The sequence below is a fragment of the Acrocarpospora phusangensis genome (assembly GCF_016862995.1).
Lineage (GTDB): Bacteria > Actinomycetota > Actinomycetes > Streptosporangiales > Streptosporangiaceae > Acrocarpospora > Acrocarpospora phusangensis.
Genome location: NZ_BOOA01000021.1, coordinates 21141 through 47113 on the forward strand (window position 1 = coordinate 21141; position 25973 = coordinate 47113).

The following is a 25973-nucleotide window of genomic DNA, read 5'->3' on the forward strand; positions in this document are numbered from 1 at the left end:
CATCCAGCCGGAACCCTTCCGGCGCCGGAAAGCCCTGGAACGGATGTCATGCTGGCAGGGAGTGCGCGAGTGGGGAGTGGGATGGCTGCGGGAGCTGACGGGCTCGGCCTGCCGGCGGTCGGGGAGCGGCTGAGCCTGCGCGAGCAGGTCGCCCAGGCGTTGCGGGGCGCCCTTGTCGCGGGGGAGATGCGGCCGGGGGTGGTCTACTCGGCCCCCGTGCTGGCCGCCCAGTTCGGGGTGTCGGCCACCCCGGTCCGGGAGGCCATGCTGGACCTGGCCAAGGAGGGCCTGGTCGAGGCCGTGCGCAACAAGGGCTTCCGGGTCACCGAGATGTCCGAGCGGGACCTGGACGAGATCACCGAGCTCCGTAAGCTGATCGAGGTGCCCACCGTGGCGCGGCTGGCCGACCCGGCCCGCGCCGCCGAGCTGGAGCGGCTCCGGCCGCTGGCCCGCGAGATCGTCACCGCCGCCGTCCGCGGCGACCTGCTCACCTACGTCAACGCCGACCTCCGCTTCCACCTGGAGCTGCTGGGCATGTCCGGCAACGTGCGCCTGGTGGAGGTGGTCCGCGACCTGCGCGCCCGCGCCCGGCTCTACGGGCTGAAGGGCCTGGCCGACCGCGGCCTGCTGGCCCACTCGGCGCACGAGCACATCGACCTGCTCGACGCCCTCATCCGCGGCGACCGCGCCACCGCGGAGGACATCATGAACCACCACATCCAGCACGTACGGGGGATCTGGGCCAACAAGCCCGAATAACTCAGGTCTTGGTGGCGCCGATCGAGGCGAGGACCACGCAGCCGATCGCCGCCCACTCGCGCACGTGCAGGATCTCCCCCAGCACGAACAGCCCGACCAGGGCGGCGGCGGCCGGCTCCAGGCTCATCAGGATGCCGAACACCCGCTTCGGCATGCGCCGCAGCGCCTCCAGCTCCAGCGTGTACGGAATGACCGACGACAGCAGCCCGACGCCCAGCCCGAGCAGCAGGATCTCGGGCCTGAACAGGTCCACGCCCCCGGCGGCGATCCCGACCGGGGCGCTGACCAGCGCCGACACCAGCATCGCGAACGACAGGCCGGTCGCGCCGGGAAACCGCCGCCCGACCGACGCCGACAGCAGGATGTAGGCCGCCCAGAGCGCGCCCGCGGCCAGCGCGAACCCGATGCCCGCCCAGCTGGCCCCCGCCAGGTCCCCCCACGGCGCGAGCAGGACGATCCCGGCCGCCGCCAGCAGCACCCAGAGCAGGTCCAGCCTGCGCCGCGACGCCACCACCGCGACCGTCAGCGGGCCGAGGAACTCGATCGAGACCGCGACCCCCATCGGCAGCCGCGCCAGCGCCTCGTAGAACGACAGGTTCATCAGGCCGAGGCTCACGCCGAAGGCCGTACCCGCCAGCAGGTCCCCGCGGTTGAGGCCGCGCAGGCGGGGGAGGGCGACCGCCAGCAGCACCAGCGCGCCCGTGCTGATCCGCAGGAACACCACCGCGCTGGGCGGCAGCACGGTGAACAGGTTCTTCGCCAGTCCCGCCCCGACCTGGACCGACAGGATCCCCAGCAGCACCAGCCCGGACGGCGGCACGGCGTCGAACGCGGCCCTGACCCCGGACCCGATCCGGTTCCGATACGGCCGTGCGGACCCGGAAACGGTCTCGGCGGACACCAGGCGACTCCTCCACGAATGAGCGGGCCCTCAATGGTAAAGCCTTCGCAATCTGGGCGAACGGCCGGATACCACTCATCGGGCCACGAGGACGGTCGCGTCTGGATTTTTCCTCTTATCAGATTGTTGAACAATCCTTATATTGAACTTATGGCCAGATCTACGATCGGAGTCTTACTCGCCGCCCTCACCGGGCTCATCGCACTGATCACGTACACGACCGGGTTCACCCAGACGGAGGCGGGGGTCGTCACCGTCATCCGCGACGGCGGCCCCCTGGACGACAGCGGCATCCGCCAGGTCCTCAACCCGGCCACCGGGCCCACCTGGACCGGCTTCTGGTCCAGCGCCCACGCCTACCCGGCGCAGCAGCGCATCTACACGATCACCTCGGACCCCAAGCGGGCCACCACGCTCGGCGTGGACGAGGTCGTCGTGCCCAGCGGCGACGGCGTCAACGTGGGCGTGGAGGGCACGCTCTACTTCAGCCTCAACCTCGACCACGAGACCCTCAAAGCCTTCGACGAGCGGTACGGGACCCGCACGTACATCGGCGAGGACGACGACATGCTCTACGCCTGGGACGGCGACGAAGGGTGGAGCGCCTTCTTCGGCCAGGCGGTCCGGCCGGTCATCTACAACGCCCTGCGCGTGCAGATCGGGGGCCTGCGCTGCCAGGAACTGGTGCCCACCTGCGCCTTCCTCAACGGCGCCGCCACCCCCGAGCCGGACGTCGGCCTGGCCAACCTGGCCCGGGTGCAGTCCGGGGTCAACGCCAGCCTGGAACGGGAGATCCAGGCCATGCTGGGCGGGCCGTACCTGACCGGGTTCCGGTTCAACCTGGTACGGATCACCCTGCCCACCGAGGTCCAGCAGAGCATCTCCACCGCGCAGGGGGCGCAGGCGGGCATCCGCGAGGCCGAGGCGGAGGCCGAACGGGCCAAGATCGACGGCCAGGCGATGGTGACCAGCGCCGAGGCCGAGGCGGAGGCCAACCGGGCCCGTCAGAAGGGCTACGAGGCCTGCCCCGCCTGCGTGGAGATCGACAAGATCAGTGCGCTGCCGGACGGCATCACGGTCTACGCGCCCGGCAATCCCGAGGGCGTCAACGCCGCGGGCAAGTAGGGAGTCGACAACGAGGACCGACTAGTGATTTTCTGCTGACCGTGAGTGAACGAGGCTCCTCGGACGACTATGAGGAGACACGCCCGATCCGGGTCCGCAGCAGCACGGCCGAATGGGCCGCGGCGATCCTGAGGCGGCGGGTCACCCAGGGTGGCCTGCTGCCCGGGAGCCGCCTGGTCGAGGACGAGCTGGCCGCGGAGCTGGAGGTCTCCCGCAACACCCTGCGGGAGGCGTTCCGCCTGCTCGGCCACGAGCGGCTGCTGGAGCACAAGCTCAACCGGGGCGTCTACGTGCGCGTCCTGTCCCCGGCCGACGTCGCCGACATCTACCGGGTCCGACGCATGATCGAGGGCGCCGCCGTACGCCGGCCGGACAAGGACCCCGTCTCCCTGGCCGCCCTGCGGGACGCGGTCGCCGACGCCGAGACGGCCGCCGGGAAGGGCCACTGGCTCGACGTCGGCACCGCCGACCTGCGCTACCACCAGATCATCGCGTCGCTGCTGGGCAGCCGGCGGGTGAACGCGATGATGGCCCAGACCCTGGCCGAGCTCCGCCTGGTCTTCCACGCCATGGACCCGCGCGCGCTGCACGCGCCCTTCCTGCCGCGCAACCGCGACCTGCTGGCCCTGCTGGAGTCGGGCCGGGACGCGGAGGCCGAGCACCTGCTCGCGACCTACCTGGACGAGGCCGAACGGCTGCTGCTGGCCGCGTGCGCCGCGGCGGTCACTCCCATCTGAAGGTCCTGGCCGCCAGCGCCAGGGACGCCGCCGCCCAGGCCGCGAGCACGCACAGCGCCGTCCAGGGCGGCCCGCCGCCCTCGGCGAGCACCGCGCGCATGCCGGTCGTGAAGGCCCCGAGGGGCAGGAACCCCAGGAAGGGCTCGACCGCGGCCGGGTAGGCCGAGAGCGGGAGCACGACGCCGCCCAGCGCCAGCATCACCAGGTAGACCAGGTTGGCCCCCGCCAGGGTGGCCTCGGCGCGCAGGGTCCCGGCCATCAGCAGGCCCAGGCCGCTGAACGCCGCCGTCCCCAGCAGGATCAGCAGGGCCGCCCAGAGCGGATTGCCGGTCGGCGACCAGCCGAGCGTCAGGGCCACCAGCACCAGCACCACGACCTGGAGCGCCTCCACCGTCAGCACCGCCAGCGTCTTGGCCAGCATCAGGCCGATACGGGACAGCGGGGTGGCGCCCAGGCGCTTAAGCACGCCGTACCGGCGTTCGAAGCCGGTGGCGATGGCCTGGCCGGTGAACGCGGTGGACATGACGGCCAGGGCCAGTACGCCGGGGGCCACGAAGTCCACCCGCTCGCCCGGCACGTCCAGGAGCGGGGCCTTGGAGAAGCCGACCAGGAGCAGCACCGGGATGATCATGGTCAGCAGCAGCTGCTCGCCGTTGCGGAGCATCGCCCGGATCTCGGCCCCCGCCTGCGCGGCCACCATGCGCCCGAGCGGCGCGGCCCCCGGAGCCGGGGTGAAGTCCAGGACGGTCGCGGGGGTCATCTGAGCTCTCTTCCGGTGAGTTCGAGGAACACGTCCTCCAGGGTGCGCCGCTCGATGCTCAGGTCCTCGGTCGTCACGCCCTCGGTGGCGCACCAGGCGGTCACCGTGGCCAGCAGCGAGGGGTCGACCACGCCCTCGATGATGTAGTGGCCCGCCGGGGACTCCTTGGCGGCGCTGCCCGGCGGCAGGGCGGACAGCAGCTCGTCCAGGTCCAGGCCCGGCCGGGCGCGGAAGCGCAGCTGGCGCTCCGCGCCGGTGAGGCTGGCGGGACTGCCCTCGGCGACCACCCGCCCCCGGTCGATGATCGCGACGTGGTCGGCGAGGCGCTCCGCCTCGTCCATGTAGTGGGTGGTCAACACCACCGACACCCCGGCCCGCCGGAGCTCGCCCACGACCTCCCAGCAGGCGTGCCTGGCCTGCGGGTCGAGACCCGCCGTCGGCTCGTCCAGGAAGACCAGCTCGGGACGGCCGATCACGGCGGCGGCCAGCGACAGGCGCTGCTGCTGCCCGCCCGACAGCCGCCGGAAGGGCGTGCGCGCGTGCTCGGCCAGCCCCAGCCGCTCCAGCAGCGCGCCGGCCGGGATCGGGCGGGCGTGGAAGCGGGACACCAGGCGCAGCCACTCGCCCGCCCTGATGGCCTGCGGCACCCCGCCGGACTGCGGCATCATCCCGACCCTGGCCCGCAGGCCGGGATCGCCCGGCGGCAGGCCGAGCACCCGCACCGAGCCCGCGTCGAAGCGCAGGAACCCCTCGCAGATCTCGATCGTGGACGTCTTGCCCGCGCCGTTGGGGCCCAGGATCGCCGTCACCTCGCCACGAGCGCACCTCAAGGTCAGCCCGTCGACGGCTGTGGTCCGCCCGTACCGCTTCACCAGGCCGGTGATCTCGACGGCAGGGGAAATCATGTCTACGAGTTTAGGGAGTCACCGGGCCGCTCCCGCCTCCGGCGTACCGGGTAAACCCTTGCCTGGAATCCCGTAAAGTCCGCAGATTTCCGGACAAATGACGTGTAACGCTGGAGTTGTCCCTGTGGTGCACCGAGAGGGGTGATCGCCATGCCGGAGTTCACGAAGTACCGCCCGGGTACGGCCTGCTGGGTGGACCTGGCCAGCGCCGACGTCCAGCGGTCGGTGGAGTTCTACGGACAGCTGTTCGGCTGGACGGCCGAGTTCAAGGACCGGCCCGAGGCCGGCGGGTACGGCATGTTCCGCCGCGCGGGCAAGGCGGTGGCCGGCATCGCCCGTACCCTGGCCGACAGCCAGCCCACCACCTGGAACACCTATTTCGCCAGCGAGGACGCGGCCAAGACCGCCCAGTCCGTACGGGAGGCCGGCGGCACGGTGGTGGTGGAGCCCATGGAGATCATGGACGAGGGCACCATGGCCGTCTGCAAGGACCCCACCGGCGCGTTCGTCAGCGTCTGGCAGTCCGACCGCCACCCCGGCGCCCAGGTGGCCGGGGAGCCGGGCACGCTCAACTGGGTCGAGCTGGCCACCCGCGACGTCGACGCCGCCAAGATCTTCTACAACCAGGTGTTCGCCTGGACGGCGGAGACCCGGCAGATGGACACGATGACCTACACCATGTTCATGATGGCCGGGGAGACGGTCGCCGGCATGATGCCGATGGGGGAGAGGTTCCCCGCCGGGGTGCCCGCGCACTGGCTGGTCTACTTCGGCGCCACGGACCTGGACGCCACCGTCGCGGCGGCGGGAGGACTGGGCGCCCGGCAGCTCTACGGACCGAAGGACATCCCCGGGATGGGGCGGTTCGCGGTGTTCGCCGACCCGCAGGGCGCGGCCTTCGCCGTCTGGGAACAGAGCTAGCGGAAACGGCGGGCCGGGACACCGCGCGGTCCCGGTCCGGTCGGCGTGCCCTGGAACGTTTCCGCAGGTTAGGTAAGGCTTACCTGCGTGACAAATTACATTCTTCGCGTATCGGGCTTCCGTTTGTGCCGCGGGAAGGAATTACGCCACACTGATGTTGTGAAATACGTGACCGGGACGGCGAACACCAGGGAGACCGCGGCCTCGCGGCCCTCCGTCGTGCCGCCGGCCGAGCGCGGGACCCGTGCCCGCGTGGCCCGGCTCATCCTGGAGCACGGGCCGGTGACCGCCGCGGCGCTCGGCGAACGGCTCGGGCTCACCCCCGCCGCCGTCCGCCGCCATCTCGACGCGCTGCTGGCCGAAGGCATGATAGAACCCCGAACGGCCAGGCAGCGCGGCCAGCGCGGCCGCGGCCGCCCGGCCAAGCTGTTCGGCATCACCGACGCCGGCCGCAGCGCCTTCGAGCACGCCTACGACGACCTGGCCGGGAGCGCCCTGCGCTTCCTGGCGGAGCGCCTCGGCGGCGAGGCCGTGGCCGACTTCGCCAGATCGCAGGTGTCCGCCCTGGTCGCCCGCCTGACACCGGTCATCCGCGAGGCGCCGGAGGACCAGCGGCTGCGGGTGCTGGCCGAGGCCCTGTCCGCCGACGGCTACGCGGCCTCGGCGAGCAAGACCGGCACCGGCGGCGAGCAGCTGTGCCAGCACCACTGCCCGGTCGCGCACGTGGCCGCGGAGTTCCCCCAGCTGTGCGAGGCCGAGACCGAGGCGTTCGCGCAGCTCCTGGGCACGCCCGTGCAGCGCCTGGCCACCATCGCGCACGGCGATGGCATCTGCACCACCCATGTAAGCCCTAGACCGCAGAACAGAGAGAGCAAGGAGTCCGGAAGGTGACTATCACCGACCGCCCGGAGCTGGAAGGCCTCGGGAACTACAAGTTCGGCTGGTCCGACTCGGACGCCGCGGGAGCCGCGGCGCGCCGTGGCCTTTCCGAGGACGTCGTCCGCAACATCTCCGGGCTCAAGAACGAGCCGGAGTGGATGCTCGATCTGCGGTTGAAGGGCCTGCGGCTGTTCGAGCGGAAGCCCATGCCCACCTGGGGTTCCGACCTCACGGGCATCGACTTCGACAACATCAAGTACTTCGTGCGCTCCACCGAGAAGCAGGCCGCGTCCTGGGACGAGCTGCCCGCGGACATCAAGAACACCTACGACAAACTCGGCATCCCCGAGGCGGAGAAGCAGCGCCTCATCGCCGGCGTCGCCGCGCAGTACGAGTCGGAGGTCGTCTACCACAAGATCCGTGAGGACCTTGAGGAGAAGGGCGTCATCTTCGTCGACACCGACACCGGCCTGCGCGAGCACGAGGAGCTCTTCAAGGAGTACTTCGGCACCGTCATCCCGGTCGGCGACAACAAGTTCGCCGCGCTCAACACCGCGACCTGGTCCGGCGGCTCCTTCATCTACGTGCCCCCGAACGTCAACGTGGAGATCCCGCTCCAGGCCTACTTCCGGATCAACACCGAGAACATGGGCCAGTTCGAGCGCACCCTGATCATCGTCGACGAGAACTCGTACGTGCACTACGTCGAGGGCTGCACCGCGCCGATCTACTCCTCCGACTCCCTGCACTCCGCGGTCGTCGAGATCATCGTGAAGAAGGGCGCCCGCTGCCGGTACACGACCATCCAGAACTGGTCGAACAACGTCTACAACCTGGTCACCAAGCGCGCCGTGGCGTACGAGGGCGCTACCATGGAGTGGATCGACGGCAACATCGGCTCCAAGGTCACCATGAAGTACCCGGCCGTCTACCTGATGGGCCAGCACGCCAAGGGCGAGACCCTCTCGGTCGCGTTCGCGGGTGAGGGCCAGCACCAGGACGCCGGGGCCAAGATGGTGCACCTCGCGCCGAACACCTCCTCCACCATCATCTCCAAGTCGGTGGCCAGGGGCGGCGGACGCACGTCGTACCGCGGGCTGGTGCAGATCGAGGAGGGCGCGGCCGGATCCGCCTCCACGGTGAAGTGCGACGCGCTGCTGGTGGACCAGATCAGCCGCTCCGACACCTACCCGTACGTGGACGTGCGGGAGGACGACGTCTCCATGGGCCACGAGGCGACCGTGTCCAAGGTCTCCGAGGACCAGCTCTTCTACCTGATGAGCCGCGGCCTGGGCGAGGACGAGGCGATGGCGATGATCGTGCGCGGCTTCGTCGAGCCGATCGCGCGGGAGCTCCCGATGGAGTACGCGCTGGAGCTCAACCGGCTCATCGAACTGCAGATGGAAGGAGCGGTGGGCTAACGATGGGCCTGGAGACCAAGCCTCTCGTCACCTTGCACGAGAAGGCGTCATACGACCTCGCCGATTTCCCGGTCCCGACCGGGCGCGAGGAGGAGTGGCGGTTCACGCCGCTGTCCCGCCTGAAGGGCCTGCACGACGGCTCCGCCGTCGCCGACGGCGCCGACAAGGTGGAGCTGTCGCTGCCCGAGGGCGTCACCTCCGAGCTGGTCGGCCGGGAGGACTCCCGGGTCGGCGCGGCCGGCAAGCCCGCCGACCGGGTCGCCGCCCAGGCGTTCGCGTCGTTCGAGCAGGCGACCGTGATCACGGTGGCGCGCGAGGCGGTGCCCGCCGAGCCGATCAGGATCGACGTGCACGGCCAGGGCGGCACGCTCTTCAGCCACCTGGTGGTGGACGTCAAGCCGATGGCCGAGGTCGTGGTGGTGCTCACCCACACCGGGACCGGCGTCCGGGCAGGGAACGTGGAGTTCCTGGTCGGGGACGGCGCGAAGGTCGTCTTCGTGGCCGTACAGGACGGCGACCGCGACGCGGTCCACCTGTCCCAGCACACCGCGCTGGTCGGCCGGGACGCCACCTTCAAGTCGATCGTGGTGACCCTCGGCGGCGACGTGGTCCGGCTCTCCCCGCGGGTCGGCTACGCCGGGCCCGGCGGCGACGCCGAGCTGGTCGGCCTCTACTTCGCCGACGGCGGCCAGCACCTGGAACACCGGCTGCTGGTAGACCACAGCATCCCCGACTGCCGCAGCAACGTGATCTACAAGGGCGGCCTGCAGGGCGACGACGCGCACACCGTCTGGATCGGCGACGTCATCATCCGCGCCGAGGCCACCGGCACCGACACCTACGAGCTCAACCGCAACCTGCTCCTCACCGACGGGGCCAGGGCCGACTCGGTGCCCAACCTGGAGATCCTCACCGGTGAGATCACCGGCGCGGGCCACGCCTCCGCGTCCGGCCGGCTGGACGACGAGCACCTGTTCTACCTCCAGGCCCGCGGCATCCCCGAGATGGAGGCCCGGCGGCTGGTGGTGCACGGATTCTTCAACGAGCTGATCCAGCGCATCGAGGTCCCCGAGGTCCAGGAGCGCGTGCTGGCGGCGGTGGAGGCGGAGCTCACCCGATGACTTTCGAGAAGGTCTGCAAGCTGGCCGACATCCCCGACGAGGGCGTCATCCCCGTCGAGGTCGACGGCACCCCGGTCGCGGTGGTCCGCTCCGGCGAGCGGGTGTACGCGCTGCACGACGTCTGCTCGCACGCCGAGGTCCGGCTGAGCGAGGGCGACGTCTACGACGGCACGCTCGAATGCTGGCTGCACGGCTCCTGCTTCGACGTGGCCACCGGCAAGCCGACGGGGCCGCCCGCCACCCGCCCCGTCCCCACCTACCAAGTCAAGATCGACGGCGACGACGTGTATGTCTCGCTCTCGAAGGAGTCATAACCGTGTCCACGCTTGAGATTCACGACCTGCACGTCTCCGTCGGCGACAAGGAGATCCTCAAGGGGGTCGACCTGGTGGTCCGCTCGGGGGAGACGCACGCCATCATGGGCCCCAACGGCTCCGGCAAGTCCACCCTCGCGTACGCGATCGCGGGGCACCCCAAGTACACGATCACCTCCGGGCGGGTCCTGCTGGACGGTGAGGACCTGCTGGACATGTCCGTGGACGAGCGGGCCCGCGCCGGCCTCTTCCTGGCCATGCAGTACCCCGTCGAGGTGCCGGGCGTCTCGGTCTCCAACTTCCTGCGCAGCGCCGTCACCGCCGTCCGCGGCGAGGCCCCCAAGCTGCGCGAGTTCGCCAAGGACCTGAAGAACGGCATGGACGCGCTGGCCATCGACAGCTCCTTCGCCACCCGCAACACCAACGAGGGCTTCTCCGGCGGCGAGAAGAAGCGGCACGAGATCCTCCAGCTGGAGCTGCTCAAGCCGAAGATCGCCGTGCTCGACGAGACCGACTCCGGCCTGGACGTGGACGCGCTGCGCGTGGTGTCCGAGGGCATCAACCGGTTCCGCGGCTCCGGCGACACCGGGGTGCTGCTGATCACGCACTACACCCGCATCCTGCGCTACGTGAAGCCCGACTTCGTGCACGTCTTCGCCAACGGCCGCATCGTCGAGGAGGGCGGGCCCGAGCTGGCCGAGAAGCTGGAGGACGAGGGCTACGAGGCCTACACGAAGGCCGCGCACTGATGAACGGTCTTGACGTGGAGCGGATCAGGAAGGACTTCCCGGTCCTCTCCCGCGAGCTGCCCGGCGGCCGGCCGCTGATCTACCTGGACTCCGGCAACTCCTCGCAGAAGCCGGTCCAGGTGATCGACGCCATGCGGGACCATCTGGCGCTGCACTACAGCAACGTCGGGCGGGCCCACCACGCACTGGGCGCCGAGTCCACGGAGGCGTACGAGAACGCCCGCGACAAGGTGGCCGCCTTCATCGGCGCGCCCTCGCGGGACGAGGTGGTCTTCACCAAGAACGCCTCCGAGGCCATCAACCTCGTCGCGTACGCCTTCGGAAACCCGCTCAACACGGATGAGCGGTTCCGGCTCGGCCCCGGCGACGAGATCGTCATCACCGAGATGGAGCACCACTCCAACATCGTGCCGTGGCAGTTCGCGGCCCAGCGCGGCGGCGCCACGCTGCGCTGGTTCGGCGTCACCGACGAGGGCCGGCTGGACCTGTCCAACCTGGACGAGCTGGTCAACGAGCGGACGAAGATCGTCGCGTTCGCGCACCAGTCCAACGTGCTGGGCACGGTCAACTCGATCTCGCCCATCCTGGCGCGCGCCCGCCAGGTGGGCGCCCTGGTGCTGCTGGACTCCTCCCAGGCGGTGCCGCACAAGCCGGTCGACGTGACCGAGCTGGGCGTCGACTTCGTCGCCTTCACCGGGCACAAGATGGTCGGTCCCTCCGGGATCGGCGTGCTCTGGGGCCGGTCGGAGCTGCTGGACGCGATGCCGCCGTTCCTCGGCGGCGGCGAGATGATCGAGGCGGTCTGGATGGACCGCGCGACGTTCGCGCCGATTCCGCACAAGTTCGAGGCGGGCACGCCCCCGATCGTCGAGGCCGTCGGCCTGGGCGCCGCGGTGGACTACCTGACCGAGGTGGGCATGCCCCAGGTCAAGGCCTGGGAACAGCACCTGACCGGGTACGCGCTGGACGCCCTGGCGGAGATCCCGGGCCTGACGGTGATCGGTCCCCGCACGCTGGTGGCGCGCGGCGGCACGGTGTCCTTCACCCTCAAGACGCCGGGCGGTTTCGACATACATCCGCACGATGTGGGGCAGATCCTTGACGACGTGTTCGGGATCGCCGTACGGGTGGGGCATCACTGTGCGCGGCCGCTGCATCTGCGGTTCGGGATTCCCGCCACGACGCGGGCCTCGCTGTATCTGTACAACACCACCGACGAGATCGACGCCCTGGTTCGCGGGCTTCGCCATGTGCAGAAAGTGTTCGAATGATCGCGGAATCGATGTACCAGGAGTTGATCCTGGAGCATTACAAGCACCCGCAGGGGCGTGGCCTGCGGGAGCCGTACGACACCGAGGTGCACCACGTCAACCCGACCTGCGGCGATGAGATCACGCTGCGGGTGAAGGTGGAGTCGGGCAAGGTCGCCGACGTGTCGTACGAAGGGCAGGGCTGCTCGATCAGCCAGGCCGCCGCGTCGGTGCTGCACGAACTGGCCGCCGGCAACACCGTCGAGGAGACGCTCGCGGTCGTCGACGAGTTCACCCGCCTGATGCAGGGCAGGGGCACCGTCGAGGCCGACGAGGACGTGCTCGGTGACGCGGTCGCGTTCGCCGGGGTGGCCAAGTTCCCCGCGCGGGTGAAATGCGCGCTGCTGGCCTGGATGGCATACAAGGACGCTGTGGTGAGGAGTTCCTGATGAGCAAGCCGACTGAGACGCCGACCGCTGCGGCCTACGACGGCGACCTGGCCCTGGACGACGTGATGGAGGCCCTGAAGGACGTCGTCGACCCCGAACTGGGGATCAACGTCGTGGACCTGGGCCTGATCTACGGCATCAACCTGGACCCCGCCGCCGAGGGCGAGCGGCCGATCGCGACCATCGACATGACGCTCACCAGCGCGGCCTGCCCGCTCACCGACGTCATCGAGGACCAGGCCAACTCGGCCCTGGCCGACCTGGTCTCCGGCGTGGTCATCAACTGGGTCTGGCTGCCACCGTGGGGCCCCGACAAGATCACCGACGAGGGCCGGGACCAGCTGCGCATGCTGGGCTTCAACGTCTGAACGTCACTCTCCGAACGCTGAATGGTCATGACGACCGGAAATCCGGGGTAACATAATCCGGACCCCGGCTTCCAAGGCCGCTGGGTCCGGTCACGACCAGTGACCACGCGCCGCGACTGTGAACCGCGGCACCTGCACACTGCTGAGCAGACTTCGCGCCACGCTGAAGTGGCGTCGACCTGGCCGGGGACGGATCCCCGGCCACCGGGGCGGTGCGCAGAACCGGCACCGTCCGGCACCTGGAAGGGGTGCCTCATCCGGTACGGCCTCAGGCCGCCCGGACCGCCTGGCTCGTCCTTACGCAGAAGTGACGCGCCCACGCCCGTGCTGCGGCACGTCATCTTCTATGGAAAGGCACGACTTCGTGACCACGCTTGACCCTGCCATGCCCGGCGACGCCCGCGACCTGGACGCCGTTGTGGAAGCCCCCGAGGAGACTCCCGCTGTGCCGGAGTTCTCCCTGCTGGGTCTGCCCCGCCCCCTGGTCTCCGGCCTGGCGCGCGCCGGCATCCACGCGCCGTTCCCGATCCAGCGGGCCGCCATCCCCGACATCCTGGCCGGCCACGACGTGCTCGGGCGCGGCCAGACCGGCTCCGGCAAGACCCTCGCCTTCGGCCTGCCGATGATGGCCAGGATCGCCGGCGAGAAGGCGCAGCCGCGCCGCCCCCGCGCGATCATCCTGGTGCCCACCCGCGAACTGGCCCTCCAGGTCGCCGACGCGCTGGAGCCGCTCGGCCGCGGCCTCAGCCTGCGCATGAAGACCGTCGTCGGCGGCATGTCCATGGGCAAGCAGATCGAGGCCCTGCGCCGCGGCGTCGAGGTCGTCGTGGCCACGCCCGGCCGCCTCACCGACCTCATGGAGCAGGGCGAGTGCTCCCTCGAGGACGTCCAGGTGAGCATCCTGGACGAGGCCGACCACATGTGCGACCTCGGCTTCTTCCCCGTGGTCAGCGCCATCCTGGAGGAGACCCCCGCCGACGGCCAGCGCCTGCTCTTCTCGGCCACCCTCGACGGCGACGTGGACAAGCTCGTCCAGCGCTTCCTCACCGCCCCGGTGACCCACTCGCTCGCGCCCGCCACCTCGCCGGTCGAGCTGATGGAACACCACATGTTCCAGGTCACCTTCCACGACAAGCCCGACGTCACCGCGCAGATCGCGGCGCGCGAGGGCCGTACGATCATGTTCGTCCGCACCCAGCACGGGGTGGACCGCGTGGTCAAGCAGCTCGCCCGCGTCGGCGTCAAGGCCGGCGGCCTGCACGGCGGCAAGCGCCAGAACCAGCGCACCCGCATCCTCGGCGAGTTCCGCGAGGGCAACGTCCAGGTGCTCGTCTGCACCGACGTGGCCGCCCGCGGCATCCACGTCGACGACGTGAGCCTGGTCCTGCACATCGACCCGCCGGCCGACCACAAGAGCTACCTGCACCGCGGCGGCCGTACGGCACGGGCCGGGGAGCGCGGCTCCGTGGTCACGCTGGTCATGCCGAACGAGCGGCGGACCACCGAGGCGATGGCACGGCGGGCCGGGATCAACCCGTCCCGGCACAAGGTCACGCCCGGCGACCCGGTGCTGGCGGAGATCGCCGGCGCGCAGGAGCCGTCCGGCGAGTCCATCCCCGTCTGGGAGCCCGACGTGCGCAAGCCGCTGCGGCCCAAGCGCGACGACCGCGGCCCGCGCGGCGGTTTCGGCGACGGCGAGCGGCGTCCGCGCCGGTTCGGCGACCGGAACCGGTCCGACGACTTCCGCCGCCCGGCGGAGGACGGCGAGTCGCGCCGGCGCGACAACGCCGGTCCGCGCGGCCAGTACCGCGACGACCGCGGCCCCCGCACGGTCAACGGCGACCGCCCCCGCGAGAACCGGTCCTACGACCGCTCCGACCGCCCCTTCGAGCGTGCGGGCGACCGTCCTTACGAGCGTTCCGGTGAGCGTTCGAACGACCGGCCCTACGGTCGCTCGTACGGCCGGGACGACCGGCGCGGCTTCGCCAACGACCGTCCGTCTTACGATCGGCCCTCCTACGACAGGCCGTCTTACGACCGTCCGTCCTACGACCGGCCCGCGTACGACCGTCAGGACCGGGGCGACCGGCCGTTCAGCGCCAACCGCCCGGCCGGCCGGGGCCGTCCGTTCACCGGCGACCGGGACGGCGGACGCCGTTTCGAGGACCGCGGCGAGCGCGGCGGATACCGGGGCAACGACAACCGCGGCTCCTACCAGGGCGGGGACCGTCCCCGTACCGAGACGCGCGGCGGCTGGAACGGCGAAGGCCGCTCCGACTCCCGCGAGGGCCGCCCCGAGCAGCGCGGCGGCTTCCGCCCCCGCACGGGCGGCGGCTTCCGCCAGGGCGGCCGCCCCGGCGGCCACTCCGGCAGCCGCCACGGCCGCTGACCCTCCGCTCTGGCCACGAAACCGCTCTGGCCACGAAACGGCTCTTGGCACGAAACGGCTCTTGGCACGAAACCGCCGCCGCGACTCTTCGCGGCGGCGGTTTCGTCATTGGTCCGCCGCGTGGGCGTTTCTCAGCGCGCGGGACATTCGGCTTGATTCGGTGTAATCCGGGTTAGGGCATCAGTCTTGTCGGTCGGGGTCGATAGAGTTTGGGGGCCTGTCCGTCCCGTGCTCGAAAGGCCAAGATCACCTGTGGCTGACTCGTTCGTTCACCTGCATGTTCACACCGAGTACTCGATGCTGGACGGGGCGGCGAAGATCGGCAAGCTGGCCGCCAGGGCGGCCGAGCTGGGGATGCCCGCGATCGCCATGAGCGACCACGGCAACATGTTCGGGGCGTACGAGTTCCAGAACAAGATGACCGCGGCCGGAGTGAAGCCGATCATCGGGATCGAGGGCTACGTGAGCCCCGAGTCCCGGCACCACAAGCGGCCGGTCTTCTGGGGGGAGCCGCACCAGCGCAAGTCCGACGAGCGGACCGGCCTGGGCGGCGACGTCTCGGCCAGCGGGACGTACCTGCACAAGACGATGTGGGCGGTCAACGCGCAGGGGCTGCGCAACCTGTTCCGGATCTCGTCGCTGGCCTCGCTCGAAGGCCACATGAAGAAGTATCCGCGCATGGACGACGAACTCTTCGAGCAGTATCACGAGGGCATCGTCGCCACCACCGGCTGCCCGTCCGGCGCCGTCCAGACCCGCCTCCGGCTGGGGCAGTACGACAAGGCACTCGAGCACGCCGCCAAGTACCAGGAGATCTTCGGCAGGGACAACTACTTCCTGGAGATCATGGATCACGGCGGCATCCCCATCGAGACGGGGGTCCGCGAGGAACTGCTCAGGATCGGGAAGACGCTCGGCATCCCGCCGCTCGTCACCAACGACTCCCACTACGTCACGGAAGACCAGTCCACCGCGCACGACGCCCTGCTCTGCGTCGGCACCAACTCCCAGATCAGCGACCCCAGCCGGTTCCGTTTCTCCGGCAACGGCTACTACGTGCGCTCCGCCGAGGAGATGTGGGCGCTGGACCCGACCTCGGAACTGTGGGCGCAGGGCTGCAAGAACACCCTGGTGATCGCCGAGCGCGTCGAGCCGTATGACGAGGTGTTCAAGCACCGCGACCTGGCCGCCAAGTTCCCGGTCCCCGAGGGCGAGACCGAGATGAGCTGGCTGCGCAAGGAGACCCAGCGCGGAGCCGTGCGCCGCTACGGCGAACCCGTCCCCGCCGAGGTGCTGGAGCGCATCGAGTACGAGCTCGGCGTCATCGAGAACATGGGCTTCCCCGGCTACTTCCTCGTCGTCGCCGACATCTGTCAGTACGCGCGGGACAACGGCATCTGGGTCGGCCCCGGCCGAGGCTCCGCCACCGGCTCCATGGTCGCCTACGTGACCGGCATCACCGAGCTCGACCCCATCGAGCACTCGCTGCTGTTCGAGCGGTTCCTGAACCCCGAACGAATCTCCATGCCCGACGTCGACCTGGACTTCGACGAGCGCCGGCGCGGTGACATGATCAGATACGTCACCGAGCGTTACGGCGAGGACAACGTCTCGCTGATCATCACCTACATGACGATCAAGTCGAAGGCGGCCGTGAAGGACGCGGCGCGCGTCCTCGGCTACCCCTTCCCGGTCGGCGAGAAGATCACCAAGGCGTTCCCGCCCGCCGTCATGGGCAAGGAGATCCCGCTCACCGGCATCTTCGACGAGAAGCACGCCCGTTACGCCGAGGCCACCGAGCTACGCAAACTCTACGAGGACGACCAGGACGTCCGGCAGGTCATCGACACCGCGCTCGGCCTGGAAGGGCTGACCCGGGGCACCGGCGTGCACGCGGCGGGCGTCATCCTGTCCTCGCAGCCGCTGATCGACGTCATGCCCATCTTCATGCGCCCCGACGACGGCGCCCGCATCACCGGCTTCGACGGGCCCAGCAGCGAGAACATGGGCGCGCTGAAGATGGACTTCCTCGGCCTGCGCAACCTCACCGTCATCGGCGACGCGATCCAGAACGTGAAGAGCAACCGGGCCGTCGACCTGGACATGCTCAAGCTGTCGCTGGACGACGAGAAGACCTACGAGCTGCTGGCCCGCGGCGAGACGCTCGGCGTCTTCCAGCTCGACAGCTCGATGATGCGCGACCTGACCAAGCTGATCGCCCCGGCCCGGTTCGAGGACATCTCGTCCGTCCTGGCGCTGGGCCGGCCCGGCCCGATGGGCGCCAACGCGCACACCAACTACGCGCTGCGCAAGGCCGGCCAGCAGGAGATCAAGCCGATCCACCCGGCCCTCAAGGAGGCCCTGGAGCCGATTCTCGGCACGACCTACCACCTGGTCGTCTACCAGGAGCAGGTCATGGCCATCGCGCAGCAGCTGGCGGGCTACACGCTCGGCGGCGCCGACATCCTGCGCCGGGCGATGGGCAAGAAGAAGAAGGAGGAGATGGACAAGCAGTGGGCCACCTTCTCCTCCGGGATGGTCTCCAAGGGCTACACCGAGGAGGCCGCCAAGGCCGTCTGGGACGTCCTCGAACCCTTCAGCTCGTACGGGTTCAACAAGTCCCACACGGCGGGCTACGGGCTGGTGTCGTACTGGACGGCCTATCTCAAGGCGAACTACCCGGCCGAGTACATGGCCGCCCTGCTCACCTCGGTCGGCACCAACAAGGACCGGATGGCGATCTACCTGGCCGAGTGCCGCCGCATGAAGCTGAAGGTGCTGCCGCCCGACGTCAACGAGTCGGGGCTGCAGTTCAGCGCCGTCGGCGAGGACGTGCGGTTCGGGCTCGGCGCGATCCAGAACGTCGGCGAGAACGCTATCAACGGCATCATCTCCGCCCGCAAGGCCAAGGGCGTCTTCACCGACTTCAACGACTTCCTCACCAAGGTCCCCCAGGTCGTCTGCAACAAGCGCACCATCGAGTCGCTGATCAAGGCGGGCTCCTTCGACGGCCTCGGCCACCCCCGCCGCGGCCTCGTGCAGATCCACGACCAGGCCATCGACTCGGTCATCGACGTCAAACGCAAGGAGGCCATGGGGCAGGACTCCCTGTTCGGCGCCTTCGAGGACAGCGGCGACGGCAGCGTCTTCCACGTCACGGTGCCCGAAGGCGAATGGGACAAGAAGACCAAGCTCTCCTTCGAACGCGAAATGCTCGGTCTGTACGTCTCCGACCACCCGCTCAACGGCGCCGAACGTGTCCTGGAGCGCAACCGCGACCTCACCGTCGCCCAGATCCTGGACGGCCAGGCGGGCTTCGGCAACGTCCGCATCGCCGGCATCATCTCCGGCGTCGACAAGAAGGTCACCAAGAAGGGCGACGTCTGGGCCATCCTCACCATCGAGGACCACGACGCCTCCATCGAGGTCCCCTGCTTCCCCAACACCTACCAGCTCTACGGCAGCAACCTCGCCCCCGACCTGGTCGTCTCCGTGACCGGCCGGATCCGGTCCCGCGGCGACGGCGAAGAGGCCACGGTGTCCTTCAACGCCATGGACATCACCTTTCTCGACATCTCCGGCATCCAGGCCGACGGCCGCGAGCCCGTCGTCATCGCCCTCCGCGAGGAACGCATCACCAAGGACCTGGTCAGCGAACTCAAACGCATCCTCACGGTCCACTCGGGCGACACCCCGGTCCGCATCCGCGTCGAACGCCTCAACCGCAAAACCAACCTCCTCGAACTCCCCGACTACGCCGTCAACATCACCAACGGCGCCTTCGCCGGCGACATCAAGGTCCTCCTCGGCGCCAACGCCCTGATCGGCCCCTGACGCCTCACGTCCCGGGGCGGCCGGCCCGAGTTACTCGGGCCGGCCACCCCGGGCGCGTCAGAGGGCGCGGACGCTGAGGATGTCCACGGTGAACGGGCTGCCGTACCAGAAGCGGGTGTGCAGCATGCCCTCGGTCGGCTCGCCGAGGTCGAGGCCGTCGAAGTCGGCCAGCGGGATGTCCACGGTCTGCTCCCCGTCGTGGCCGTTCTGGCCGTAGTCGGCGAGGCTGGCGAACCGCCAGCCGCCCTGGTCGAAGATGATCGCGGAGGCGTCGCCGCCGATGGCCTGCAGGCCGTGCAGGTCGTAGGTGACCCGCAGGACCGTCTTGCCCTCCAGGAGGCCGGGGTCGAACTCCTGGTACTCCTCATCGGCGCCGTTGGACCCGGTCAGGTGCCAGGGTTCGGGCAGGAGTTCCACGCCCGCCGGGGTTCCGCCGCCGGTGAAGGCGATCTCGTCGAGCTCCAGTGTCTCGGCGGCCGGGGTCCAGAAGCGGAAGCCGAGGCGGGCGAACGGCTGGGACTTGTCGAATCCCTGGAAGGCGGTCAGCGGAACGGTGACGTCCTGCCATCCGTCGTGGCCCTGGTCCACATGGCCGGCGAGCGGTACGAACTTCCAGCCGCCGCCCTGGTCGAGGTAGAGCGCCGACGCGTCGGCCCCGAGCAGCGTGGCGCCGTTGAGGTCCAGCCTGAGCTTGATCGCGTCGTGGCCGGCCAGGGCGGCGGTGCCGGCGTTCTTCGAGGTCTCGGCGGCCCCGCCGGCGGGAGTGACGATGCGCATGACTCCGTTCGCCGCCGTCACGTCGCCGCTCTTCCACCACGCGCCCGCGCCCTGCTGGAAGTCCTCGAAGACGTACGCGCCCGCGCCCGCCGACACCGTCACCGTGATCGTCCCGCTGCCGGTGAGGGCGCCGTCGTCGGCGTGGACGGTGATGACGTGCTCCCCGGCGTCTCCCGGCCCCGGCTCCAGGGTCAGGGTGCCGACGCCGTCTCCCTCGTCGGCGAACGTGGCGAAGCCCGGCAGGTCCTCGGCGGTGAGGACCAGCGACGACCGCTCGTGGTCGTCCGCGCGGATCTCGACCTCCGTGGTGGTGCCCGCCTCCATGGTCAGGCTGCCGCCCGCCACCACCGGCGGCGCGTTGACGGTGAAGGTCCTGATCGGGCTCCACGCCCCTTCGCCGACCTGGTTACGGCCTTGGACCTGCCAGCTGTAGGTGCCGGGGAAGAGGTCGGTCACGGTACGGCTGTCGCCTGACGCCCAGGTGGACTGGTAGTCGTAGCCGTCGCTCCACACGTGCACGCGTTTCTCCGGGCCGTGCTGGTAGCTGAGCTGCACGCTGGTCGTACTGGCCGGGAACACCGTCCCGTTGGCGGGGGCGATGATTTCCGAGTTCGGCGGCGTGTGCTTGTAGATCTCGATGGACCGCACGCGGTTGCGCATCGCGGTGCCGACGTCGAATTCGGCGACGCTGTTGTCGTAGTGGGCCGGGTTGCCGGTCTGGTCGCGCTCGGTCCACAGCACGATGTGGTACAGGTTCGCCCAGTTGTCGTCGTAGCGAACCGACTCGGTGATGTCGTTGAAGCCGTGCTCCTGCATGTTGTACTTGCCGACACCGAACCACTTGCACGGGCCGCCGTAATTCGTGCCGTCGCACAAGGCGATGCCGCCACGCAGCTCCACCTCGGCCGAAGAGATCGTGTTGGTGTTGATCATGTTGTTGGCGAGGTTGGCGTCGTCGTAGTCGAAGTACTCGCAGGGGCTGTTCATGCCGGCGTTGTCGCACACCCGCACCTTCACCCGGTTGCCCACCTTGAGCGAGGAGATGGAGTCGTTCGGGAGGTTGATCGCCGCCGGGTCCTCGTACCGCCCGACCTCCTTGATGATGCAGGTCTCCTGGTAGTTCTCGTTCACGAAGAAGGCCACCTGGCTGTCGTTGGGCGCGCATCCCGTGGTCGGCGCCCCGCCTTCGACCTTCATCGACGAGACCGTGTTCGTGTTGATCGAGTTGTTCGCCAGATCGGGGTCGCTGGCGCTGAAATACTCACACGGGCTGTTCAACCCCGCGTTGTCGCACAGTCGCACATTGGCCCCGCTCCCCACCTTGATCGACGTGATGCTGTCGTTGGGCAGGCCGATGGACTCCGGGTTGGGGTACTCGCCCATGCCCTTCAGCACGCAGCTGCCGCCGTAGTTGGCGTCGGTGAAGACGGCCGCCTGGTACTGGCCCGGCGTGCAGTCGGGCTGCCCCCCTCCGCCGCCTCCGCCCCCGCCGGGGTTGGTCACGCCGCCGTCGTCCGGGCGGCGCTCGCAGGGAGCCGACCGGCAGATCTTGCGCCACCCGTTGGGGGCCTTCTGGATCCGTCCGTTCTTGGCGTAGACGTCGGCGCTCACCAGGATGTACGGCGTGTTCGGCATCTGCCGGGTCGTGTACGCGTCCTGCTGAGCCGCCCCTCCGGCCGATTTCGTGAAGATGGTGCTCCAGCCCACTCCCGGCTGGTACATGGTGAGAAGGATGCGATCCAGCCCCTGGTTGCCGTTGTCGGCGCCCCGGAAGTTGATCTCCAGCGTGGTTCCGGGGCTTCGTACGGCGGTGCCGGTGACGGGGTCGCCCGGGGTGGGGCCGAGCCACCAGCCGCCGGGCAGGTCGCCCTCGGGGTGGTACTCATGGCTGGTCCCGCACCCGATCCGGTCGAAGTCCGCGTAACCGCTCATCGGCTGCGGCTTCACGGGCGTGCCGTCGGTGAGGCCGCTGCCGCCGTACCTGAGGTTGAAGTGGAGGTGGGGATCGGTCGACCAGCCGGAATTGCCGGACCAGCCGATCACCTGGCCGCGTTGTACGGTGGTGGGGGCGATGCGGTTACTCAGATGCCCGTAGGTCGCTACCCACGGGCCGCTGCGGAGCAGGATGGCGTGGCCGTACCCGTCGTTGTCCTCGATGTGGCTGATCGTGCCGCCGAAGGCGGCGGTGACCGGTGTGCCCACGTTCATGTCGAAGTCGAGCGCGTAGCGGTCCCAGGGGTAGGCGCCGCCGTGGCTGAAGGAGCAGTCGAAGCCCTGGGTGACCGGATGCTGTCCGGACTGCCAGGGCAGGCGCAGATCGAGTTCCGCGGCGTCGGCCGCGTGGGCGGGTGCGGCGGGCAGGGCGGTCAGCAGTGAGCCGAGGCACACCGCGACCGAGAGAATGACCACCCGCCGGAATCTGGTGAGGAGCATGCGGGACCCTCCGTTGGTCGTCGTTGACCGTGACGCTGGCAGCACGCGGAAGGCCCGGAAAGACCGCTGCGGAGTGGTCACGCTGGAGGGGTTACGTTCGCGGGTCTGGTGGGGCGGGTGGGGGACATGGGGTCTCGGAGGGTGGACGGTCACACGGAATCGTCGGGCGGGGGCTTAGGGTTGACGTGGCAGAATTCGCTAAGTGTGAGAGTGGATCATGACGACCTTCGATGAGTTGTACTCGTTGTTGTCCGAGAGGGCGCGTACCCGGCCGGAGGGGTCCGGGACGGTGGCCGCGCTGGACGCCGGGGTGCACGCGATCGGGAAGAAGATCGTCGAAGAGGCCGCTGAGGTGTGGATGGCCGCGGAGTACGAGTCGGCGGATCGGGCCGCCGAGGAGATCTCCCAGTTGCTGTACCACCTGCAGGTGCTGATGGTGGCGCGGGGGATCGGGCTGGACCAGGTGTACAAGCATCTGTAGGACTCCCACGGAGTCCGGCGAACCAGGCGAATCAGCGAACCAGATCAGAATCCAGCGGAATCCATGCCGAGGGGCGAATCATGTTGCGTCTAGCCGTACCGAACAAGGGTGTGCTCACCGAAGCCGCCCAGACCATTCTGAGAGAGGCCGGGTACCGGCAGCGGAGGGACAGCAAGGAGTTGGTGGTCGTCGACCCCGAGAACTCCACCGAGCTGTTCTTCCTGCGCCCGCGGGACATCGCGGTGTACGTGGGGGAGGGCACTCTCGACGCGGGCATCACCGGGCGGGACATGCTCTTCGATTCGGGGGCGCCGGCCGAGGAGGTCGTGCCGCTCGGGTTCGGGCGTTCGACGTTCCGGTTCGCGTCCTCGCCGGGGCTGTACACGCGGGTCGAGGACCTGATGGGCAAGCGTATCGCCACGTCGTACGTGGGGCTGCTCGGCAAGTATCTGGCCGACAAGGGCGTGGATGCGCGGGTGATCAAGCTGGACGGCGCGGTGGAGACCGCGCTGCGGCTGGGGGTCGCGGACGCGGTCGCCGACGTCGTGGAGACGGGGACGACGCTCCGCAACGTGGGGCTCGAGGTGTTCGGGGAGCCGATCGCCGAGTCGGAGGCGGTGCTCATCAAGCAGGTGGGCGCGGCCGACGTGCCGGGGTTCCAGCAGTTCGTGCGGCGGTTGCAGGGCGTGCTGGTCGCGCGGGACTACGTGATGATGGACTACGACATCCGCGCTGAGCGGATCGAGGAGGCCATCGCGATCACGCCGGGCATGGAGGGCCCGACCGTGTCGCCGCTGCACCGGGAGGGCTGGGTGGCGGTGCGCGCCATGGTGCCGCGCAAGGGCCACCAGTCGATCATGGACCAGCTCTGGGACCTGGGCGCCAAGGCCATCCTGGTGACCGATATCTACGCCTGTCGCCTGTAATCTCCGGAAAGCTCGGCCGGGAGGAGTTCGCCAACGGGCGGACAATCCCGGGGCCGGGCACGGACAATCGTCACTGTGAGTAGTGGCGCGGGTGTGAGACGTCGGCGGATCCTGTACGGCGGAGCGGTGCTCGCGGGCGGGCTCCTCGCGGGCGCCGGATTCGTCGGCGGCGTGGCCGTCGGCTCCATCGACCGGCGGGAGACGCCGCACGAGAGCCCGCCGCGCACCCCGGACGCGGCCTGGCGGCTGCTCATGGCCGGGAACGAGCGGTGGGCGTCGGGGCATTCGGTGCATCCGAACCAGGACGTGGCCCGGCGCAGGGAGGTGGCCGGCGGGCAGGCGCCGTACGCGGTGGTGGTGTCGTGCATCGACTCGCGGGTGCCGCCGGAGATGGTGTTCGACGCGGGCGTGGGGGACCTGCTCGCCGTGCGTACCGCCGCGCACACCGTGGATCCGCTGGTCACGGCCGCCATCGAGTACGGACCCGAGGATCTGCGGGCGCCACTCGTGGTGGTGCTCGGGCATCAGCGGTGCGGGGCCGTGACGGCGGCGGCGCGGGCGCTCAGCAAGGGGGACCGGCTGCCGGGCGGCCTCCAGCACATCGTGACGGCGCTGCGGCCCGCCTACCTGCGCATGACCGGGCGGGGGCAGGTGATCGTCGACCAGCTGCTGGTGGAGAGCATGGTGCGGGACCACACGGTGGCCGTGGCGCGGCAGCTCGTACGGGATCCGCTGCTCGCGCCCAGGGTGAAGGACGGCGGGCTGCGGGTGATGGGGGCCTACTACTCGCTGGAGTCGGGGCGGGTCAGCAGGCTCGTCTGATCAGACCTTCACCGCCTGGTTGTTGGCGACGTGGCGGATCAGGTCGCTGACGTGCACGATGCCCAGGCAGCGGCCGACCTCGTCGACCACCACGAGATCGTCGTAGACGCGCTCGGTTTCCCGGCCGGCCAGCTGCATGGCGGCGATCGCGGGGGTGGTCTTGGGGACCAGGCGGGGGCTGTCGGCGATCCGGTGGGCGGGTTTCTTGGCGTGGAGGGCGTGGCCGTACGCGCCGGCCATGAAGAGCAGGAATCGGCTGCGGTCGATCATGCTCTGCGGGCGCTGGTACTCGTCCACCAGGACGACGCTGGTCACGGAGGACTCGGAGCCGAAGGCGGCGACCACGTCCTCGGCGCTGGCCGTCTGGGCCAGGGTCATGGCGGGGAGCAGGAACTCCTGGACGCGGGGGCCGAGCAGGGCCGCGACGGGGCTGGCCTCGGGGATGGGGACCGGGACGTGGACGCGGCCGTGGGACGGCTTCCAGTCGTGCGGGGCGAGCAGCGGGCCCTGGGCGAGGCGGATGCCCCAGCCCCGGATCGCGCCGAGCTGGGACTCGTCCCGGATCCCGGGGGCCAGGACGTGGGCGCCGATGCCGCGGGCCATGGTGACCAGGGATTCGGCGAGGGCGCCGCGGCGGGCGTCGCGGGGGATGCGGTCGACCAGCTGGGGGGCGATCACGATGACGTACGGGGAGGCGTCGGCGAGCAGGTCGAGCGGCAGGTGGGTGACGCCCAGGCCGCCGAAGGCGATCAGGTAGCCGGCGGCGCGCAGGCCGTCGACGCCGGTGAGGAGGTGGCTGCGGTCCTCGGCGGGCAGGTCGCCTTCGATGACGAGGATGACCTCGCGGGGGCGGCGCCCGCCGGCGCGCATCGCCTCGTGCAGCGGGGCGAGCCCGGCGGAGCCGGACACGACGGCGGCGGCGGGGATGGACAGGACGAGGGGGAGCCGGGCCTCCTCCGTCGTCGCGGCCTGTACGGCGTTCACGGTGGCCGTGATGTCGGCGGGGTCGGCGCCGTAGCGGCCCTCCGAGGTGACCTGGACGGCGATCACGCCGCCGGAGTCGAGGTCGACGACCGGGGTGTAGACGGTGGCCGGGCCCGAGGGCATGGCGGCGCGGGTGTCCTCGTGGGCGGGGTTCGCGGGCACGGCGGACCAGGCGGGGATGTACCCCGAGACGGTGAACGGTCCGGAGGGCGAGTGTTCCGCGGCGGGCGGAGAGGTCGCGACCGGTGCCGAAAGGGGTATGGGAACCGACACGCTTGGAATTGTCGGGTCTGCGCAGGTACGGGACGGTGTCTGTGAATCGAAGTTCACCGACATTTCCCCGTTTGTTGCGGCAAATACCTCAATTGATTGCGGCATATAACCCCACCCCCACCCTCGTCACCGGGCTCCACCCCCGCCCCCACCCGGGCTCCGCCCCACCCGGTCCGCCCCGCCCGGGCTATGCCGATTCGGGCTCCGCTCGCCCCACCCGGGCTCCGCCCCACCCGGTCCGCTCCGCCCGGGCTCCCGGGCTATGCCGACTCGGGCTCCGCTCGCCCCATCCCGGGCTCCGCCCACCCGGTCCGCCCCGCCCAACTCCGGGGCTACGCCCTTCTCGGCTCCTCCCGTTCCCCACCCCGGGCTCCGCTCCGCCCGGTCCGCCCCGC

22 protein-coding genes are annotated in these 25973 nt (G+C 70.0%); 17 read left to right on the forward strand and 5 right to left on the reverse strand.

From position 1 onward, the window contains the following. Window positions 1-81 precede the first annotated feature (81 nt). Window positions 82-759 (forward strand): GntR family transcriptional regulator, encoded by a 678-nt coding sequence (locus tag Aph01nite_RS14780; protein WP_204041437.1) that lies wholly within the window; start codon window positions 82-84, stop codon window positions 757-759. Between the two features lies 1 nt (window position 760). Here Aph01nite_RS14780 and Aph01nite_RS14785 read toward each other — a convergent pair whose 3' ends face one another. Beyond that, complete coding sequence (locus Aph01nite_RS14785; protein ID WP_204041438.1) at window positions 761-1660, reverse strand: EamA family transporter; 900 nt, start codon at window positions 1658-1660, stop codon at window positions 761-763. Window positions 1661-1810: 150 nt separating this feature from the next. Here Aph01nite_RS14785 and Aph01nite_RS14790 point away from each other — a divergent pair, with 150 nt between their 5' ends. Further along, window positions 1811-2785, forward strand: coding sequence for an SPFH domain-containing protein (locus Aph01nite_RS14790; RefSeq protein ID WP_204041439.1), 975 nt, complete (start codon window positions 1811-1813; stop codon window positions 2783-2785). 41 nt (window positions 2786-2826) lie between these two features. After that, window positions 2827-3522 carry a GntR family transcriptional regulator gene (locus tag Aph01nite_RS14795; protein WP_204041440.1) on the forward strand — a complete coding sequence of 232 codons (696 nt, stop codon included), beginning with the start codon at window positions 2827-2829 and terminating at the stop codon, window positions 3520-3522. Here Aph01nite_RS14795 and Aph01nite_RS14800 read toward each other — a convergent pair. Together Aph01nite_RS14800 and Aph01nite_RS14805 are read right to left on the reverse strand one after the other, a co-directional pair. Further along, window positions 3509-4282, reverse strand: a complete 774-nt coding sequence (locus Aph01nite_RS14800) for an ABC transporter permease (RefSeq protein WP_204041441.1) — start codon at window positions 4280-4282, stop codon at window positions 3509-3511. The two genes, Aph01nite_RS14795 and Aph01nite_RS14800, sit on opposite strands and share 14 nt — an antisense overlap. Further along, the gene (locus tag Aph01nite_RS14805) at window positions 4279-5187 is read right to left on the reverse strand and encodes an ABC transporter ATP-binding protein (protein WP_204041442.1); all 909 of its coding nucleotides are present in this window, start codon (window positions 5185-5187) and stop codon (window positions 4279-4281) included. The genes Aph01nite_RS14800 and Aph01nite_RS14805 overlap by 4 nt, the downstream gene beginning before the upstream one ends. A 150-nt stretch (window positions 5188-5337) precedes the next feature. Here Aph01nite_RS14805 and Aph01nite_RS14810 point away from each other — a divergent pair, with 150 nt between their 5' ends. The 11 genes from Aph01nite_RS14810 (at window position 5338) to dnaE (ending at window position 18882) form a co-directional block, all read left to right on the forward strand. Next, entirely contained in the window at window positions 5338-6108 is a 771-nt protein-coding gene (locus tag Aph01nite_RS14810; RefSeq protein ID WP_204041443.1) for a VOC family protein, read from the forward strand. A gap of 159 nt (window positions 6109-6267) precedes the next feature. Beyond that, window positions 6268-6999, forward strand: a complete 732-nt coding sequence (locus Aph01nite_RS14815; RefSeq protein WP_204041444.1) for a helix-turn-helix transcriptional regulator — start codon at window positions 6268-6270, stop codon at window positions 6997-6999. Beyond that, window positions 6996-8408 (forward strand): Fe-S cluster assembly protein SufB, encoded by a 1413-nt coding sequence (sufB, locus tag Aph01nite_RS14820; RefSeq protein ID WP_204041445.1) that lies wholly within the window; start codon window positions 6996-6998, stop codon window positions 8406-8408. Before Aph01nite_RS14815 ends, sufB begins: the two co-directional genes overlap by 4 nt. Before the next feature lie 2 nt (window positions 8409-8410). Beyond that, the gene (sufD, locus tag Aph01nite_RS14825; RefSeq protein ID WP_204041446.1) at window positions 8411-9529 is read left to right on the forward strand and encodes a Fe-S cluster assembly protein SufD; all 1119 of its coding nucleotides are present in this window, start codon (window positions 8411-8413) and stop codon (window positions 9527-9529) included. After that, a complete protein-coding gene (locus Aph01nite_RS14830; RefSeq protein WP_204041447.1) occupies window positions 9526-9843 on the forward strand; it encodes a non-heme iron oxygenase ferredoxin subunit in 318 nt (105 codons plus the stop codon). The genes sufD and Aph01nite_RS14830 overlap by 4 nt, the downstream gene beginning before the upstream one ends. 2 nt (window positions 9844-9845) lie before the next feature. After that, a complete protein-coding gene (gene sufC, locus Aph01nite_RS14835) occupies window positions 9846-10592 on the forward strand; it encodes a Fe-S cluster assembly ATPase SufC (RefSeq protein ID WP_204041448.1) in 747 nt (248 codons plus the stop codon). After that, on the forward strand, window positions 10592-11863 hold the full coding sequence (locus Aph01nite_RS14840) for a cysteine desulfurase (protein WP_204041449.1): 1272 nt from the start codon (window positions 10592-10594) through the stop codon (window positions 11861-11863). The genes sufC and Aph01nite_RS14840 overlap by 1 nt, the downstream gene beginning before the upstream one ends. Then, window positions 11860-12291, forward strand: coding sequence for a Fe-S cluster assembly sulfur transfer protein SufU (sufU, locus tag Aph01nite_RS14845; RefSeq protein WP_204041450.1), 432 nt, complete (start codon window positions 11860-11862; stop codon window positions 12289-12291). Before Aph01nite_RS14840 ends, sufU begins: the two co-directional genes overlap by 4 nt. Then, on the forward strand, window positions 12291-12659 hold the full coding sequence (locus tag Aph01nite_RS14850; RefSeq protein ID WP_204041451.1) for a metal-sulfur cluster assembly factor: 369 nt from the start codon (window positions 12291-12293) through the stop codon (window positions 12657-12659). The genes sufU and Aph01nite_RS14850 overlap by 1 nt, the downstream gene beginning before the upstream one ends. A 364-nt stretch (window positions 12660-13023) precedes the next feature. Beyond that, window positions 13024-15048, forward strand: a complete 2025-nt coding sequence (locus tag Aph01nite_RS14855) for a DEAD/DEAH box helicase (RefSeq protein WP_239161698.1) — start codon at window positions 13024-13026, stop codon at window positions 15046-15048. 252 nt (window positions 15049-15300) lie between these two features. After that, window positions 15301-18882, forward strand: coding sequence for a DNA polymerase III subunit alpha (dnaE, locus tag Aph01nite_RS14860; protein ID WP_204041452.1), 3582 nt, complete (start codon window positions 15301-15303; stop codon window positions 18880-18882). 57 nt (window positions 18883-18939) lie between these two features. Here dnaE and Aph01nite_RS14865 read toward each other — a convergent pair whose 3' ends face one another. Beyond that, on the reverse strand, window positions 18940-22092 hold the full coding sequence (locus tag Aph01nite_RS14865; RefSeq protein ID WP_204041453.1) for a peptidoglycan DD-metalloendopeptidase family protein: 3153 nt from the start codon (window positions 22090-22092) through the stop codon (window positions 18940-18942). Window positions 22093-22309: 217 nt separating this feature from the next. Here Aph01nite_RS14865 and Aph01nite_RS14870 point away from each other — a divergent pair, with 217 nt between their 5' ends. The 3 genes from Aph01nite_RS14870 (at window position 22310) to Aph01nite_RS14880 (ending at window position 24321) form a co-directional block, all read left to right on the forward strand. After that, window positions 22310-22573, forward strand: coding sequence for a phosphoribosyl-ATP diphosphatase (locus Aph01nite_RS14870; protein ID WP_155356633.1), 264 nt, complete (start codon window positions 22310-22312; stop codon window positions 22571-22573). A gap of 80 nt (window positions 22574-22653) precedes the next feature. After that, window positions 22654-23499 (forward strand): ATP phosphoribosyltransferase, encoded by an 846-nt coding sequence (gene hisG / locus Aph01nite_RS14875; RefSeq protein WP_204041454.1) that lies wholly within the window; start codon window positions 22654-22656, stop codon window positions 23497-23499. Window positions 23500-23592: 93 nt separating this feature from the next. Then, window positions 23593-24321: a carbonic anhydrase gene (locus Aph01nite_RS14880; RefSeq protein WP_204041455.1), complete on the forward strand. Its 729-nt coding sequence runs from the start codon at window positions 23593-23595 to the stop codon at window positions 24319-24321. Here the strand turns inward: Aph01nite_RS14880 and Aph01nite_RS14885 are convergent, their stop codons facing one another. Next, on the reverse strand, window positions 24322-25578 hold the full coding sequence (locus Aph01nite_RS14885) for an EAL domain-containing protein (RefSeq protein WP_239161699.1): 1257 nt from the start codon (window positions 25576-25578) through the stop codon (window positions 24322-24324). It lies immediately after the preceding gene. Window positions 25579-25973: the final 395 nt, after the last annotated feature.